The organism is Janthinobacterium sp. 1_2014MBL_MicDiv, assembly GCF_001865675.1.
GTDB lineage: Bacteria > Pseudomonadota > Gammaproteobacteria > Burkholderiales > Burkholderiaceae_D > Janthinobacterium.
On record NZ_CP011319.1, the window covers coordinates 2,400,520 to 2,417,724 of the forward strand.

Consider the following 17,205-nt stretch of genomic DNA (forward strand, 5'->3'; position numbering starts at 1 on the left):
TAGCTTTCATACCTTAATCGGGATAATAATGCGCAATGCCCTCGACCTGAATACCGTCCGTGTCTACGTGGCAGTCGTCGATGAACAAAGCTTTGCCGGTGCGGCACGCCTGCTGACCCTGCCATCTTCCAACGTCAGCCGCCACGTCGCCACGCTGGAACGCATGCTGGGCGTCCGCCTGCTGGAACGCAGCACCCGCCACCTGCGCATGACGGAAGCTGGCAGGTTACTCTACGAACGCGCCAAACCCTTGCTCGACGCCTTACTCTCCACCGAGGAAGAGCTTGGCGCAGTGCAGGGCGAACTGCGTGGTCCCCTAAGGATGTGCATGCCAGGCGAAGCGCCAAGGCTGCTAGCGCCTATCCTGGCCGAATTCTGTAGCCTCCATCCCGGCGTCGAACTGGAATGCGATACGCGCCTGACCGGTCTGGAAGCTCTCCGGGAAGACATGGACCTGTCCATCGTCTTCCATCGTGGGCGCCAGGACGACAGTACCTTCATCACCCGCGAGCTCGCTACGCTGCCCAGCATCGTGGTCGCGGCGCCCGCCCTGCTAGCCAAAACTGGAATACCGCGCCAAGTGCGCGAACTTAGGTCATTGCCTTGCATTACCACCTTGAGCGCGTTAAAGGGCCAGCCCTGGCAGTTTCTCGACGCCACAGGCGAAATCGTGAAGGTAGCTGTGCGTAGCCGCTATCGTGTTAACAGCGGAGAACTGGCATTGGCGGGCGCACGGCAAGGCATCGGCTTTGCGATAGTGGCGGCCTATCCATGCCAGGAAGACCTTGCCGCGGGCCGATTGCAGGAAGTGCCGCTGGACCTGTGCCCTGCGCCGCTGCAATTGCTTGGCGCATACAGCCATCGGCATTCCGTGACTGCGCGGGTTCGGGCTTTACTGGAATTGATACAGGTGCGGTTGGAAGGAGTGGGGAGCGACTCAAGATGAAAAGCGCATCGAGGAACGCGCCCGAATAGCCGAATGCCTGCTCGGCAACTGCGGATTCAATCTATCAACGCAGCACTTTAACTTAGACACATCGTTGCAGACTGGGAATGATGCGAAAAAGAACTGGAATGGATTGCTCCACTCCCCGCAAAGCCCGGGATTAACGTTGCAAGGGGTTTAGCCAAGGAAAGTTCATGGTGGCTTCCACCGAAGCTCAATCAACTATGGCTTCAGCGCGGCACGAGTCTCGGCAGGGCAGGGGAGATAGACAGGCCAGACCCGATCTGGCCGTTGGATCAGGCAGCCACGAGATCGCACACCTGGTACCTGCCAGGACATCCAGGCAAAACACGATCCATCGATTTTTCATCTTTCAAGAACCATGGATCAGGGGAGTCTAAGCTACTGACAGCAACTCATGGCGATTTAGTATTGATGTAACAACACCGTCACATTTGAATGCCACTATGCACCATTTCAGAATGGTGCAGCTACCTTGCCGACTCGATCCGTCATCCTGCCATGGCCCATGCAGCACCGCTGCTGGCTTGACGACGCTCGCGGCAATGCACGGTGGCGGAATCGACAGGGGTGCGTATGTACGTCGGCGGCTTGAGCTGCAACGGGCTGGCGCTCTTCTGGGTACTGAGTGGGCTTATCGGATTAACAGGGGACGCCCATGGCGCTCCTCCCGATTTTCCGCCTACCGGTGCTGCACGTGTCGATCCCGTTTCTGATGCGGCTATTTCTCTCCTTGCTTTCAGTATCCCGGCGCAGCCGCTCAATGCGGCGCTGAACCAATATGCGGACATCACCGGACAGCCTGCATTGTTTTCTAGTGATATCGCGCATGCCCGTACCTCCACGGCAGTATACGGCCATCATTCGGCCGAAGCGGCATTGCGCATCCTGCTCGAAGGTACCGGACTGGTTGCTGACAGGCGCAGTTCTGGCCTGGGCCAGACCTTCATTCTGAAAGAGGCTGCCGTGGCATCCGCAGCACCGGCATCTACCTTGCCGCGCAATGGCATGGCCGAGCTGTTCAGCGAGAATGGCTATGCCGGACTGGTTCAGATGCGTATCTGGCAGGCGCTGTGCTCGGATGCGCTTACCCGTCCGGGAAACTACACGTCCTTGCTGCGGTTTTACCTGGAAACGGATGGCCGCATCGGCGGCGCCCGCCTGCTCGGCAGCAGTGGCGATCCCCGCCGCGATGCCGCGTTGCTGCATACACTGCGCCGTGTGCACATCGGCAGCGTCCCGCCAACGGCGATCGCGCGCCAGCCTTTGACCATGTTGGTTGCACCTAATGCCCCGGATGCCGGGCCGCAGTGCGAGCGGCAGGGAGCGGGCTAGCCATGGCCGAAGGCACGCAGCTCGTTCTGCTGAACTACCTGGGCAAGCATTACGCTTCCATCAAGCAACGCCTGACGCGCAAGCTGGGCAATGCGGAAGATGCCGGCGATGCACTGCACGATACCTGGCTGCGCCTCAAGGGCGGCGAGGACCTTGGGCCCGTCCAGAATCCCGGTGCCTACCTGTCCCGGATGGCGGTCAACATTGCGGTGGACGTGCGGCGCCGGCACAGCCGCCTGCTGTCCGGCGATAATGTCGATGCATTGCTGGAGGAGCTGGTGGATCCGGCCCCCGGTCCGGCGCGGACGGCCGAGATACGCTCGGACCTGGATGCCCTGTTCCAGCTGCTCGACCGCATGCCCGAGCGCCGCCGTGCCGTCGCGCTGCTCGTGCATGCGGAAGGCGTGACGCAAAAAGAGGCGGCCCAGCGGCTGGGCGTGTCGTTGCGGACGGTCGAATACGAATTGAAGCGCGTCCATGAGCGCCTGGACGCTTATCTGGCGGCGGAGCATGAATAATGCGGGTTTTCCGGGGCGCCATTCGTCATCAAGTATGAGAGAGCAAAAAACATATGCATGCAGCACGCAGCAGCCCGCAGGTTTCCTGCCTCGCGGCCCGGCCTGGCCGCTGGACCTGACACGATGAAGACGCCGCCGCCCAAGGACAGCCGCGCCGCTTCGTCCGCCGATCTGGACGCCCAGGCGTGGAACTGGTTGCGCCTGCTCACCTCGGGAGACGCGCGCGAAGTGGATGCGCAACGGTTCCGGCGCTGGGTCAAGTCCAGTCCCTTGCATCAGGCCGCGTACAACGACGTGAAGCGGCGCTGGGATGTGCTTGAGGCCCCGGCCCGCGAGTTGCTGCGCGCCAGACCGCAGGCCGTGCCGGCGCGCGCGCGACGTCCCCTGCTTGCGCCCGGTGGACGGCGGGCTTTTCTCGGCGCTGCCATCGGCGCGGCGGCCGTCGCCGGCGTGGCCGTGATCCATCCGCCCCTGGGCTTGTGGCCGGGGCCGGACGAGTGGGCGGCAGACGAGCGCACCGCCCCTGGCGAACAGCGCACGCTGGCCCTGTCCCAGGGTGTCGACGTCATCCTCAATACGCGCACCAGCGTACGCCGCCAGACCGATGGCGGCAGGCTGGTCGGCCTGGATCTGCTCACGGGCGAGGCGTCCATCGACCTGAGGGAGGCGGGGCCGGCCTTTGCCGTCGTGGCCGGCGTTGGCCGCAGCCTGCTCGAATCCGGACGGGCCGAAGTGCGCCACCTCGATGGCAAGGTCTGCGTCACCTGTATCGATGGCGCCGTCCGCGTGGAGCATCCGGCCGGCGCGCGTCAGCTGCATGCGCGCCAGCAAATGGTTTATGGCGCCAGTTCGCTGGGCGACATCACCGGCATCGATCCGAAAACGGTGTCGGCCTGGCGCCAGGGGATGCTGGTGTTTAACCAGGCCCCCCTGGCCGACGTGCTCGACGAAATCAATCGTTACCGCGCCGGCCGCGTGGTGCTGATGAACGATGCCGTGCGCAACAAGCCCGTCAGCGGGCGTTTCTTCACGGCCTCGCTGGACCTGGCGCTGTGGCAGTTGCAGGAGTCGTTTCAGCTGCAGGCACGGTCGCTGCCGGCGGGATTGCTGCTCTTGAGCTGAACGGCTCGCTCCATCGGGTTGCACCACAGGTCCCGGGGCATTGGCGCGCGTGTCGCCCGGCGTTGTGCGCCGTATTTCGCGCTGTGCGCAGAGGTTACAAAAAAAAGTTTCAAAAAAGTTTGCGGTATTTGCGCGGTGCGGTTCGTCACCCTTGCATAGGGGCCCTTCCTGTCGCCGGCGCTACTCGGCTGCGATGGAGAAAGCCTTCATGAATGTGGCTGGCCGGTGCGAGACGGGCAGCCGGACGGCATCGACTCAATGACCAGGCGGAAACTTACATGGACACACGCGGGCGCAGTGGCAGGGAAAATCAAACGATACGCAAGCAGGATCGGGTATTCAGGCTGGCACCGCTGGCGCGGGCCATCGCGCTGGCGCTGGCCGCCGGCGCGGTGACGGTGCCGGCCCATGCGCAGCGCGCGTTCAGTCCGGCATGGTTTGCCGACAAGGGCGCGGTCCGGGACACGGCGTCGCAAACGGGCCGGCTGCCCAACGGCTTGCCTGCATCCAACCTGACGAGCCCGCTTGGACAGCAGCAGAAGGCCAACGAGCAACTGCAGCGCTCCATCAGCAACCTGAACCTGGCCGCGCGCGGCATCGCGGCGCAGCAGTCGGCCCAGGCTGCCGCCCGCCTGGCGGCAGCGAACGGAGCATCCGTTCCCGACGGCATGACCGTGGGTGGCTTGAAAATCGATACCGATTCGCTGAGCGCAGGCTGGCACAACGCCAATGCCCCGACGCTTTCCCAGGTCGACGGCCGCAGCAACGTCGCCATCGAACAGACGGCCGACAAGGCTATCCTGAACTGGGAAACGTTCAATGTCGGTCGCAATACGACGGTCGAATTCAGGCAGCAGAAGGAGTGGGCCGTTCTCAACCGCGTCAACGATCCGAATGCGCGCCCCTCGCAGATCCAGGGCCAGATCAAGGCCGATGGCACGGTGCTCATTGTCAACCGCAACGGCATCGTCTTCCATGGCAGCAGCCAGGTCAATACGCGCAACCTCGTCGCCGCCGCCGCCCAGATCGATGACGGCCAGTTCAAGACCAGCGGCATCTACACGGCCAATGCCAGCCAGCCCAGCTTTACCAATGCCCAGGGCAAGGTAGAGATCCAGTCCGGCGCCCGGATCGCCACCCAGGCCCCGAAGACTTCCACCGAAGGGGGCGGCTACGTCCTGCTGCTCGGCAAGGAGGTGCACAATGGGGGGGACATCGCCACGCAGAAAGGCCAGACCACGCTTGCGGCCGGCAACAGTTTCGTCATCAAGAGGGGCGTGGGCACGGATGGCAACCAGGCGTCGACCACGCGCGGCAACGAAGTCACGCCGCAGTTCAGCGGCGACAAGCTTGCCGGCAAGGTCAGCAATACCGGTCTGATCCAGGCCTATGAGGGCGACGTGACCCTGGTGGGGCGTGACGTCCAGCAAAACGGCATCGTCCTTGCCACCACCAGCGTCACCGCGCGCGGCACCGTGCACCTGAACGCCATCGGCGCGGACGGCAAGGTGGTTTTCGGACAGGGCGCCGCCACCGCCGTGCTGATCGAGGGCGACGGCAAGACGGCCCTGGACAGCCAGCGCGCGGGCCTGCGCAGCCCCGTGCTGGCCAGCGCCGACAACATTGTGGCCCTGGCCGATCGCCGCGACCAGTCCCGCATCGAGATCGCCAGCGGCGGCACGGTCGACTTCCAGAGCGACTCGCTCACGCTCGCCACGGGCGGCCAGATCGTGGTCAACGCAGCGGGCCGCAGCCTGGTGCGCGAGCGTGCCATGCTCGATGTGTCCGGTGCCGTGGGCGTGAATGTGGCGATGGCGTCCAACAATGTCGAAGTCAACATCCAGGGCAACGAACAGCGCGATGCCCCGCTCAACCGGGACGGCAAAAGCCTCAGCAGCAACGACGCGTGGATCGACCGCCGCCGCCTCGTCTTCGTTCCCAAGGGCACGAACGGCTACGACAGCGACCGCTGGTACACGGCCGGCGGCCTGCTGGAGGTGGGCGGCTATCTTGGCACCGCGGGCCACACCGTGGGCGAATGGATGGCGCAGGGCGGCACGGTGAACTTCGGCGGCAACGAGGTGGTCACGCAGGCCGGATCGCACATCAACCTGTCCGGCGGCACGATCGATGTGCAGAACGGCTTCATCCGCCAGACCTGGCTGAAGGGGGCCGATGGGCGCTTGTACGAAGTCAGCCAGGCCCCGGGCGACCAGCGCTACACGGGCGTCTACAAGGGCTTCGAGGACAAGCACGAACGCTGGGGCGAGAAGGCGACCGGCTATTACTACAACCCGCTGATCGGCATGCAGAGCCGGCTGGAAAGCGGCTACACGGTGGGCCGCGATGCGGGCGTGCTGGTGGTCGGGACGAAGAACGCGGTGCTCGAGGGCGACATCGCGGGCAATACCTTCCAGGGAAGCCGCCAGACGCAGGCGGCGCAGGCCGGGCTCGACGGATACGACCAGTCGCAGCTGGCCGTGGCGCGCGGCGGGCAGCTGGCAGTCGGCAAATATCTGCCGTACTTCGTCAAGGACAGCGCCACCTTGCAGTACCAGCTGACGGCAGATGCGGGCACGCTGCGGGACGTCATCCTGCGCAAGGACGTCCGCAAAGTCGCCGCCGGCCTGGACATGGACACCGTGCTGCCGCAGGAGCGGCAAGGCACGCTGTTCCTCGACACCGAGCGCTTGAACGGCTTCGGACTGGGCGGGATCAAGATCGCGGCGCGCAACAGCATCACGGTCCAGGACGACCTGGCCGTGGGCCATGCGGGCGAAATCACGCTGTATGGGCCGAAGGTGGAGGTCAACGCCGACCTGACGAGCCGTGGCGGCACGATCCGGCTGGGCAATGTACTGAACCAGATCGGCAACAATCTGCAGGTCCAGGATACGCTGCTTGCCGCGCCGGCGGGAACGGCGGCGGGCGTGACGGTGGCGCAAGGGGTGACGCTCGATGCCAGCGGGCTGTGGAGCAACCAGTTGCCCGATGCCGGTGATGGCAGCCGTTTGCCTTACCTCAACGGCGGTAGCGTGGCCTTGCGCAGCAGCGGCAACGTGATCCTGGCGGCCGGCAGCCGGGTGGATGTGTCCTCCGGTGCGGCACTCGATGCTGCAGGCCGGGCTTCCGCAGGCAAGGGCGGCAACCTGACGCTGGCCGCCAACGCCGGCACCGCCAGCAGCCTGGGCAATCTGGTATTGAACGGCGAGCTGCTCGGCTACGGCGTCAGTGGCGGCGGGCGCCTGAGCGTGCAGGCCGGCAAGGTGCTGATCAGCGATCAGGCCGTCGCGCCGCAGGCGGGGACCTTGCTGCTTGGCGGCGACTTCTTCAACAAGGGTTTTGGCGCGTATGACATCACCGGCAATACCGGCTTGCTGGTGGCCGATGGCACGCAGGTCGACGTGACAGCACCCGTGTACCGTCTCAATGCAAGCGCGCAGGAGGTGCCGGGCGGCGCCGGTCCGCGCAGTGCGCTGGACATCTGGATGCCGCCCCAGTACCAGGAAAACCCCGCCAAGGGCCAGTTGACCTCGCGCAAGGGGGCGAGCCTGAATCTGCAAGCGGGCACCTCGCTGTGGTCGACGGCCGCGCAGATGGCGACGGCGCAGGCGCGCATCGGCCAGGGTGCCCGGATCAGCGTCGACCCGGGCCAGTCCATCAGCGTGCGCAGCATAGGTCAGTTGAGCGTGGACGGCACCCTGAACGCCTGGGGCGGCAGCATCGCCCTGGGCGGCGTCAGCGTGCAACCCACCGTGTCTGACAGCGTGGAAGCCCAGGGCCATGGCCGTTCGATCTGGGTCGGTGAGCAGGCGGTGCTCGATGTGGCTGCGCGCGCCGTCACCGCGGTGGACAGCCTGGGCCGGCACTACGGCACGGTGGGGCCGGGCGGCAATATAGCGATCGGCGGCGCGGTCGATGCCGCCACCGGGATCGCCGATGCGGCCAACCTGTTCGTGGTGGTGCGCGAAGGCGCGCGCCTTGACGCCTCGGGCAGTCATGCGGTGCTGGACCTGCCCGGCGCCGGCGGCCCGAGCGTGGTCGCCAGTCGTGGCGGCAGCATTTCCCTCGCGTCCAATAATGGCGTGTACCTGGACGGCACGCTCGTGGCCAACAGCGGCGGTGCGGGGGCGGCCGGCGGCAGCCTGAGCCTGGCCCTGGAAGCGCCGCTCTACATCGATGCGGCCACGGCCCGCGTGCGGCAAGCCCGTGAATGGATCGTCAGCGCAGCCGACCCCGCTTCGTCGTTGCCGAACGGTAGTACCCCCGAATCCGCCGCCGGCAGCCTGGCCTACGGCCATGGCCGGCTGGCGGCCAGCCAGGTCAAGGCGGGCGGCTTCGATAACCTTTCGCTGCTGAGCAATGGCCTGATCAGCTTTGACGGCGACGTGTCGCTGCGCCTGGGGCAGAGCCTGAGCCTGTACGCGGGAGCCATGGCCCTGGCCGATGGCGCGGCCCGGCAGTCCCAGGTGCGGCTGGCGGCGCCGCATGTGCGGCTGGCCGGCGTTGGCAACAATAGCCAGAACAGCGTCGACAGCGCCGTGCGCCCGACGGTCCAGGGCGGCGTTTCCACGCAGGACGCGGCCGGCGTATTGCGGGTGGAGGCGGCCAACGTGCTGGAGCTGCGTGACGGCGTCAGCGTCGGCGCCCATGCCGCGCGTTCCAAAGCCTTGGCCGATGGCATCGACCGCCGCGCCTTCGACCAGACTGAGCTGATCAGCCAGGGCGACATGCGCTTCCTGGCGCGCAGCTCCAGCAAGACCCAGACCAGCCTGACCACCCAGGCCGACCTGAACCTGACGGCGGCGCAAATCTACCCCGCGACGGGGGCCATTGCCGAGGTCACGGCTGGCAACGTGGGCGCCAACAGCGACTTTGACCCGGCGCGTACCTTGCGCATCGGCAGGGTCGGCAGTACGGCCCCGGCGCAACCGTATTCCGTGTTCGGCAGCTTATTGCTGAGTGCCTCGACGATTGAACAAGGTGGGGTGCTGCGGGCCCCCATGGGCAAGCTCAGCCTGGGCGTCGGTGCGGACATTCGTCACGCCACCAAGGTGATCAGCCTGTTGCCGGGCAGCCTGACCTCCGTCGGCGCCGGCGGGCTGGTGCTGCCATATGGCGGCACGGTCGACGGCGTGACCTGGCGCTATGACGGCAAGCAGGTGGAGTTGCTGGGCGTCGGCGGCACTTACGGCACGGGCAGCCTGGCCGTGGGCGTGCAACTGACGGGACGCTCGCTCAATGTGCTGCCAGACGCGGTGCTGGACCTGTCCGGTGGCGGCGAATTGCTCGGCGCGGCGTTTGTTTCCGGACGGGGCGGTTCCACCGATGCGCGCTACCACCCGCTGGTACAAGTGGGCAAGGATGGGCGCCTGGTCTTGCCGGCGCTGGCCACCAACCCCGTCTACGCCATTGTCCCCGGCGCCCAGGCAGGCGTAGCGCCCAGCGGCGGCGAAGCGGGGGCGAGCCAGCCGTTGGCGGGGCAGCAGATCAGCATCGGCGCCGGGGTTCCCGGCCTGGCGGCAGGCACCTACACCTTGCTGCCGTCCACCTACGCCTTGCTGCCGGGTGCCTTCCGTGTCGAGATCAACGGCCTGGCGCCTGCCTTCGCCCCTGGCACCACGCCGCATGCGTCGGCCATGAACAACGGCTCCTGGTCAAGCGAAGGCGTGCTGTCCATTGCGGGTACGGGCATACGCGACAGCCTGGCCAGCCAGGTGATCATCACCCCCGCACAGGTATTGCGCAGCTATTCCCAGTACAACGAAACCCGCTATGCGGAGTTCGTGCGCGCCGATGCGCTTCGGCTGGGCGTGCCGCGGGCCGCACTCGAGGCAGACGCCAAAACGCTGAAGTTGCAGCTGCTTGACGGTCAAGAGGGTCTGGGGCTTGCCTTTGGCGGGGAAGGGCGTTTCAAACCCACCGAAAATGGGTTTGGCGCCACAGTGTCGCTGTTGTCCAGCGGCGATCTGGAAGTGATTGCCGACGGCGCCCGGGCCAGTACGGCGCCGTCGATGGTGTCCGTGCGCGCCAGCGACCTCAATGCCCTGGGTGCTGCCCGTCTGGTGGTGGGCGGCGAAATGACGGTGATGTATGGCCAGGGCGGCAATTTCGCGGAATTCGACAAGGGAGGCACGATCGCCAATTCCGTGTCCGTGCGCGAGGGCGCAACCCTGGCGGCGCCGGAAGTGTTCCTGGTGACGGGCAGGTCCGCGGGGACCATAACAGTCGAGCAAGGCGCCTCGATCAATACTGTGGGCCGCGGCAAGGCCGCCTATGATACGGATGATGGTTTTATCTATCGGCCAGGCATCAGGAGTGTGCTGGCCGTCTCCAACGGGCGCTTGCAAATGCTGGCCCCCGTCAATGGCAATGGTTTTATCGGACCGGGCAGCATCCTGGTCGGCCAGTGCAATGCAGCTGCCTGCAGCGGCGAAACGTCGCTGTATTCGGACGGCTCGATTGCCTTTGCCACCAGCAACCGGTTTGCCTTGAACGACGGCGTGCGCTTCGGCACCCGCCACCTGGCGCTGGCGGTGGGCGGTATCAACGTCGGCGGCGCCGAGGCGCTGGCCGACGCTGCCGCGCGGGGCGTGCTGCCGTCGGGCCTGACCCTGAACCAGCAAGTGATGGACCGGCTGCTGCGCGGCGACACTTCCCGCGGCGCGCCGGCCCTGCAAAGCCTGGCGCTGACCGCCGGACAGTCCTTGAACTTTTATGGCAGCACGACCCTCAGCACGCTGGACGGTTCGGGCAAGTCGCTGCTCGACCAGCTGCTGTTGACCACCCCGGCGATCTACGGTGACGGCAACGCGGGCGATGTGGCGCTGATCCAGACCGGCACCCTCGTGTGGGGTGGCGACACCGGCGCGCCGCCGTCCGTGATCGGCAATGGCGCGGGCACGGGAAGCGGCACCCTGGAGCTGCAGGCCCGGCGCATCGAATTCGGCTATGGCCGCAACGCCCAGCCCGACAGTGTTGCCAGCAATGGCCGCATGACCCTGGGCTTTGCCAACGTCAGGCTCAACGCCAGCGAACGCATCACGGCCAACCATAAAGGCAGCCTGGCCGTGCATCAGTCCCAGGGCGCCTATGCCGTGGGCAAGGGCTTTGCGTACAGCGGCGGCAACCTGGCCATCAGCACGCCTTTGCTCACGGGCGAAGCCGGTTCCGTCAACCGCATCACCGCCGGTGGCGCGGTGACCGTCGCGACCCCGGCCGGCGGCACTGCGCCGGTCGATGCGGCGGCCATCGACGCGCTGGGCGCCGAGCTGCTGCTGTCCGGACGCAGCCTGGCCCTCGACACGGCGGTGGTGCTGCCGAGTGGAAAATTGACCCTGGGCGCCGATGAAGAACTGACCCTGGGCGCCGCTTCGCGCCTGGACCTCAGCGGCCGCAAGGTGCAGATCAACGACGTCAGCAAATACAGCTGGGGCGGCGACGTGACCCTGGAGAGCCGGCACGGCAACGTCCGCCAGGCGGCCGGCGCGCTGATCGACCTGTCGACCCAGTCCAACCAGGGCGGCTTGCTCAAGGCCGTGGCCGAGGACGCCAACGCGGGGCAGATCGACCTGCAAGGGCAAATCCGCGCCGCCGGCAGCGGTTATTCCGATGCGGGCGGCACCCTGGTGCCGTACAAGGCGGGCGGGGTGGACATCCGCGCGCAGCGGGTGGGGGATTTCGCCGCGCTGAACCAGCGCCTGAACCAGGGGCAGGTGTTTGGCGCGCGCAGCTTCCAGCTCAAGCAGGGCGACCTGCAGATCGGCAATGAACTCAAGGCCAGCCAGGTCAATGTGTCGCTGGATAACGGCAGCCTGACGGTGACGGGCACCATCGACGCCAGTGGCGAACGGGTCGGCAGCATACGCCTGGCCGGCAAGCAGGGCCTGACCCTCGCCGGCAGCGCCGTGCTCGATGCCCACGGCACGCTATTGCGCGTCGACAGCTACGGCAAGATCATCGACGCACCCAACCGTGCGGTGGTCGAACTCAACAGTGGCGACGGCCAGCTGACCCTGGCCGACGGCGTGCGCATCGACTTGCGTCACGGCACGGCAGCTGCCCCGGGCAACCGGCCGGGGCAATACGACGGCCTGGCCCGCGGCACCCTGGAGCTGAACGCGCCACGGCTGCATGCCGATGACGTGGCCATCGATGCGGCCGGGCGTGTCGCTATCCTGGGCGCCCGCTCCGTCGCGCTCAATGCCCTGGCCCGTTACACCGACGCGCCCGCCGGCACCGCGCCGTCGGCCAGCGGCCGCCCGTATCAGCTCATCGACCAGCATTACCTCGATGAAAAACACGCGCTCGGCACTACCTTCATCAACAAGGCCCTGGGCAACGACGGGCTGATGAAAGGCAAGCTGGCTGGCTTGAACAACGGCAGTTACCGCGATGCCTTCCGCCTGCGCCCCGGCATTGAAATCGTCACGGAAGGCGATCTGGTTGTCAGTGGCGACCTGGACCTGTCGGGCATGCGCTATGCCAGCGTCAATCCCAACACGCCGAAGACCTCGGTTTACGGCTCGGGCGAGGTGGGCAGCCTGGTGGTGCGCGCCGGTGGCAACCTGGACATCTACGGCAGCATCAACGACGGTTTTGCCCCGCCGCCGGCCACTCCGGACGATAAGGGCTGGGTGCTGACGCCCGGCCTGCAAGGGTTCGGCAGCGATGTGGTCGTGCCCGGGCCTGGCGTCGTGCTGGCTAATGGCAGTGCATTCCCCACTGGCAAGATCCTTAACTATCCGCTGCCTATCCAGGCCACCATGCTGGCCCAGGGCACGGTGCTGCCCGCCGCAGGCATCCTCGATGCCCCATGGAGCGTACCGGCCAACACCGTGTTGAGCGCGGCCGTGCACGACAGCACCGGCAAGCTGCTGTATGCCGCCGGCACCCTGTTGCAGCAAGCCGTCGTGCTGGCCGCCGGCACGCGGCTGGACGCGGGCACCTTGCTGGCGGGCGCGGCCTCGCTGCGCGCCATGACCTGGCCGGCGGGCGTGCCATTGCCCAGCCGTGGGTCCGTGACGGGCAGCGCGGCCGACGGCGTGCTGCTGGCCGGCAACCTTGCACTCCACGTGGGTGCGCTGATTCCTTTCGGCACGGACGTCAAGTTGCCCGATGGCGCGCTGTCCGTGCCCTTGCGCACCGCGACGGGCGCCGTGGCGCGGCAGAACTGGGCCGTGGCGCCGATGCTGGCCGAAGGTTCGCAGTCGTGGTCGTTGCGCCTGGTGTCGGGCGCCGATACCCAGGCGGCCGACACCCGCTCGATCAAGCCGTCCTTTGCCGGCGACCTGACCCTGGCCGACACGCACTATGGCATCTACGAAACCCATGACAAGAAAATCATCCCGGGAAGACCCGCCCAGCCGGGCGGCGCCTGGTACTGGGACCAGCTTGGCGAAGAACTGTTCGGCGTCAAGCCGGGTACGCCGGTGGCGGACATCGACGCGGGTTCCTGCGAGGAGCCGGGCGTGTGCGTGCGCATCAAGTACGTGTGGGACGAGCTCGGTGAACTTTTCGACAAGGTGCCCGGCCAGCCGGTATTTCCCGACGATGAATCTTCATGCAGCGAGCCAGGTTTCTGCATTGCCCTGGGCGAACCTACGCCGGCTATACCGGAGCAGGTGATCGTCGGCGAGGTCAAACTGGTTTCGCCGGTGAGCCAGCATTTCAGCGTGCTGCGCACGGGCACCGGTGACCTGGACCTGATCGCCGCGGGCAAGGTGTCGATGCAATCGCCCTACGGCGTCTATACCGCAGGCGCCTCCAGCGCTGCGCGCGCCGGTACTGCCGCTGCCGACTTCAACCGGCCCCGCGCCACGGCGGCCGATGGCACGGTGCTGGGCAGCGCCGCCAAGGCGCATGAAGCCCTGGCCAATGAAGACGCCGCCAGCCCATATGCCGCCTGGTATCCCGACGGGGGCGGCAACCTGCTGTTGCGCACGGGCGCCAGCCTGACGGGCAACGTCTGGGCGCCACGCACAGGCCAGGCCATGGCCAATGACGGTCGCGCGCAGCTCGCCAGTGACAGGCTGGGGAACTGGCTGTGGCGTCAAGGCACGGGCAACACCGCCGGTGTCGCGCCCATACCCACCAGTTGGTGGATCAACTTTGGCACGTATGTGAAGGGAAGCGCCGGCGCCAACCTTCTGTTCGAGGACCGGGCACAGATAGAACTGCTGCCACGCCTGGTGGGTTTCACCGGTATCGGCACCCTGGGCGGCGGCAACCTCACCCTGGACCTGGGCAGCGATGGCGGCATGCTGGCGCGCCGCGGCACCCTGGCGAGAGCGCCGCGCAGCGAAGGCCTGGTGCTGGCGGTGGGCAGCACCGGGCGGGTAGTCGACGGCCAATTGCTGCTGACGGGAGGCGGCGACCTGGATGTGCGCATCGGCGGCGATTTGAATCCCGGACTGGACGCTCGCGCGAGTCGCGTCAGCAACACCAGCAGCATGCTGTCCGCCGACTACAAGGACCAGGAACTCAGCCTCAACGGCGTGCTGACCAACCTGCGCGGCGCCTTGAACCTGCAGGCAGGCAGCCTAGGCGGTATCGCCCTGAACTATGGCAGTTTGCGTGGAGAGCAGGATGCCAAGGAAAGCCGGGCTTACTCGCCCTATGCCGCAAGCGTGGGCACGGCCACCGGCGGGATCACCCTGATGCTGGGCGATGCCACGGCCAGCCTGTCGACGCGGGGCGACCTGGTGCTGGCGGGAGCGGGCGACCCGGGACGTATTTCTACCGAGAACACCCAGGCGTTCAATTACAACGGCAAGAACGACGGGACCGATGGGGTCACCTGGTTCTCGTTGTGGACGGGGCGCACCGCCATCGACCTGTTCTCCGCAGGCGGCAGCCTGACGCCCAGCGTGCAGACCGTGTCGCTAGGCGCGAGTGCCGGCAGCACTCCCACAGCAGGGTTGAACTACTCCCCGTCGGACGGGCGCTTCATTTTCCCGTCCAAGCTGGGCGCGGTGGCCGCCAACGGCAGTATCTATCTGGGCCCGTCCGCATTGGGCAGTGCCCCGCCACCGAACGCTCCGGCGTATTCGCTGCTGCTGGCGCCGTCGAGCCAGGGACGGCTGGCAATGCTGGCCGGGGACTCGATCTACGCCAGTGGCTATGCGCTCAACCAGTCGGGTGAAAGCCCGGGCTCCATGCCGACACCATTCGCGCCGGCCTTTATTGGCAAGACCGGTGCTTCGGATGCCGATGTCAACAACCTCGGCAGCGACGCCACATCGTCTTCCATTGGTGCCGGATTCTCACTGTTTGCCTTCCGTACGCCGGCCGATCCGGCACGTCCCGATGCCCAGGCAACGCCGGCCAGGTTTTACGCCTTGCATGGTGACATCGTTGGTTTGCGCAGCGGTGAAATCCTGACGCTCGGCGGTTCGCGGCTGGGGCAAGTCCGCCATGAGTCCGCAGGTCCCGTGTGGATGCGGGCGGGGCGGGACATCGTCAGTTCAGGCACCGCCCTGGGCTTGCCTACCATCTATCCGAGCGTCATCAGCTCCACCACGGAGGACAGCGTGGGTTCCATTGGGGAAAGCCGTGGCAATCTGTTCGTCCACAACGCCCCCAACGACGTGTCTGTCGTTTCCGCCGGACGCGACATTCTCTACAGCTCCTTCAACGTCGCCGGTCCCGGCACGCTGGAAATCTCTGCGGGGCGCAACCTCCTGATGGAAGACAAGGCCTCGGTCGTGAGCCTCGGTCCCGTCGCTGCAGGAGACCTGCGTCCGGGTGCCAGCATCGTCATGCAGGCGGGCGTGGGCCCCGCAGGACCGGACTACGCAGGCTTTGGCCGGCGCTACCTGAGCCCGGGCAATCTGGCGGACAGCGGCGCCGCGCTGGCCAGCCAGCCCGGCAAGGTGCCTTACCTCTACAACCGGGAACTGACCATGGCCGGATGGCTGCGCGAACAGCATGACTACACGGGCGACGAGGCCGGCGCGGACGCCTTCCTGGCCGCGTTGCAGGCCAGGCGCGATGCCGCCGCCGACCAGCCCCGGCGCGACCTGCGCCAGGACTATGTCCAGACCGGCCAGCTGCACCTGGTGAACTGGCTGCGCGACCGCCACGCCTATGCGGGCGCGGCGGGCGACGCGCAGGCCTTCTATGACGCGCTGGCCCCCGAGCAGCAGCGCGTGTATGCGCGCAATGTGTACTTTGCCGAACTGAAGGCCGGCGGCCGCGAGTACAACGATGCCGGCAGTCCCCGCGCCGGCAGCTATCTGCGGGGCCGCAATGCCATCGCGGCGCTGTTCCCGGCGCAGGATGCGCAGGGCCGCAAGACCGTCTACCAGGGCGACATCACGATGTACGGCGCCGCTGGCGTCAACACCCTGTTCGGCGGCGACATCACCATGCTCACCCCGGGCGGCAAGCAGGTTTACGGAATCGAGGGGACGGCGCCCGTGGCCGTGGCGGGCGTCATTCCCGGCGTCATCACCCAGGGCCAGGGCGACATCGCGCTGTATGCGCTGGGCAGCATCCTGCTGGGCCAGAGCCGCATCATGACCACCTTCGGCGGCCAGGTCATGGGCTGGTCGGCCGAAGGCGACATCAACGCGGGACGCGGTTCCAAGACCACCATCGTGTACACGCCGCCCAAGCGCGTGTATGACCAGTGGGGCAACGTCAGGCTGTCGTCGTCGGTGCCCAGCACGGGCGCGGGGATTGCGACGCTGGCGCCGATTCCGGAAGTGCCGGCCGGCGATATCGACCTGATCGCGCCCCTGGGCACCATCGACGCGGGCGAAGCGGGAATCCGGGTGTCGGGCAATGTGAACCTGGCGGCCCTGCAAGTGCTCAATGCGGCCAACATCGCCGTCAAGGGCGAGTCGACGGGCATGCCGGCCATTGCGGCGGTGAACGTCGGCGCATTGAGCAATGCAAGTGCGGCAGCGTCGCAAGCGACGGCCGCCGCGCAGGACGTACTGCAGCGCGAACGCGCGACGACGCGCCAAAACCTGCCGTCGATCTTCACGGTACGCCTGCTCGGCTTTGGCAACGAGCCCATGGAGGGAGAGGCGGAAGCACCGCCGCCACCGCGGGCCGGCTTGCAGTCCGCCCGTGGCGTTCCCTACGATCCTGCCAATCCGGTGCAGTTCCTTGGCGTGGGGCGGGATTTTGACGCCAAGCAGCTTGCGCGGCTGAGCCCGGAGCAACTGCGCCAGTTGCAGCAGGAGCGCCAGTCCAGCGGCATGTAGCGCATGCCCGCCTGTTTCCTGCCCCGTGCAGGGGACAGGCCGGGGCGCT

At 66.8% G+C, this 17,205-nt stretch carries 5 protein-coding genes; all 5 read left to right on the forward strand.

The window, feature by feature from the left end; all coding sequences use genetic code 11:
• Window positions 1-28 precede the first annotated feature (28 nt).
• The gene (locus tag YQ44_RS10485) at window positions 29-946 is read left to right on the forward strand and encodes a LysR family transcriptional regulator (RefSeq protein WP_071326391.1); all 918 of its coding nucleotides are present in this window, start codon (window positions 29-31) and stop codon (window positions 944-946) included.
• A 597-nt stretch (window positions 947-1,543) separates the two neighbouring features.
• A complete protein-coding gene (locus YQ44_RS28825; RefSeq protein ID WP_156894771.1) occupies window positions 1,544-2,302 on the forward strand; it encodes a hypothetical protein in 759 nt (252 codons plus the stop codon).
• A 2-nt stretch (window positions 2,303-2,304) separates the two neighbouring features.
• Entirely contained in the window at window positions 2,305-2,820 is a 516-nt protein-coding gene (locus YQ44_RS10495) for an RNA polymerase sigma factor (RefSeq protein WP_071323329.1), read from the forward strand.
• A gap of 123 nt (window positions 2,821-2,943) precedes the next feature.
• Window positions 2,944-3,942, forward strand: coding sequence for a FecR family protein (locus YQ44_RS10500; protein WP_071323330.1), 999 nt, complete (start codon window positions 2,944-2,946; stop codon window positions 3,940-3,942).
• A gap of 278 nt (window positions 3,943-4,220) precedes the next feature.
• The gene (locus YQ44_RS10505; protein ID WP_083411754.1) at window positions 4,221-17,156 is read left to right on the forward strand and encodes a filamentous haemagglutinin family protein; all 12,936 of its coding nucleotides are present in this window, start codon (window positions 4,221-4,223) and stop codon (window positions 17,154-17,156) included.
• Window positions 17,157-17,205 lie beyond the last annotated feature (49 nt).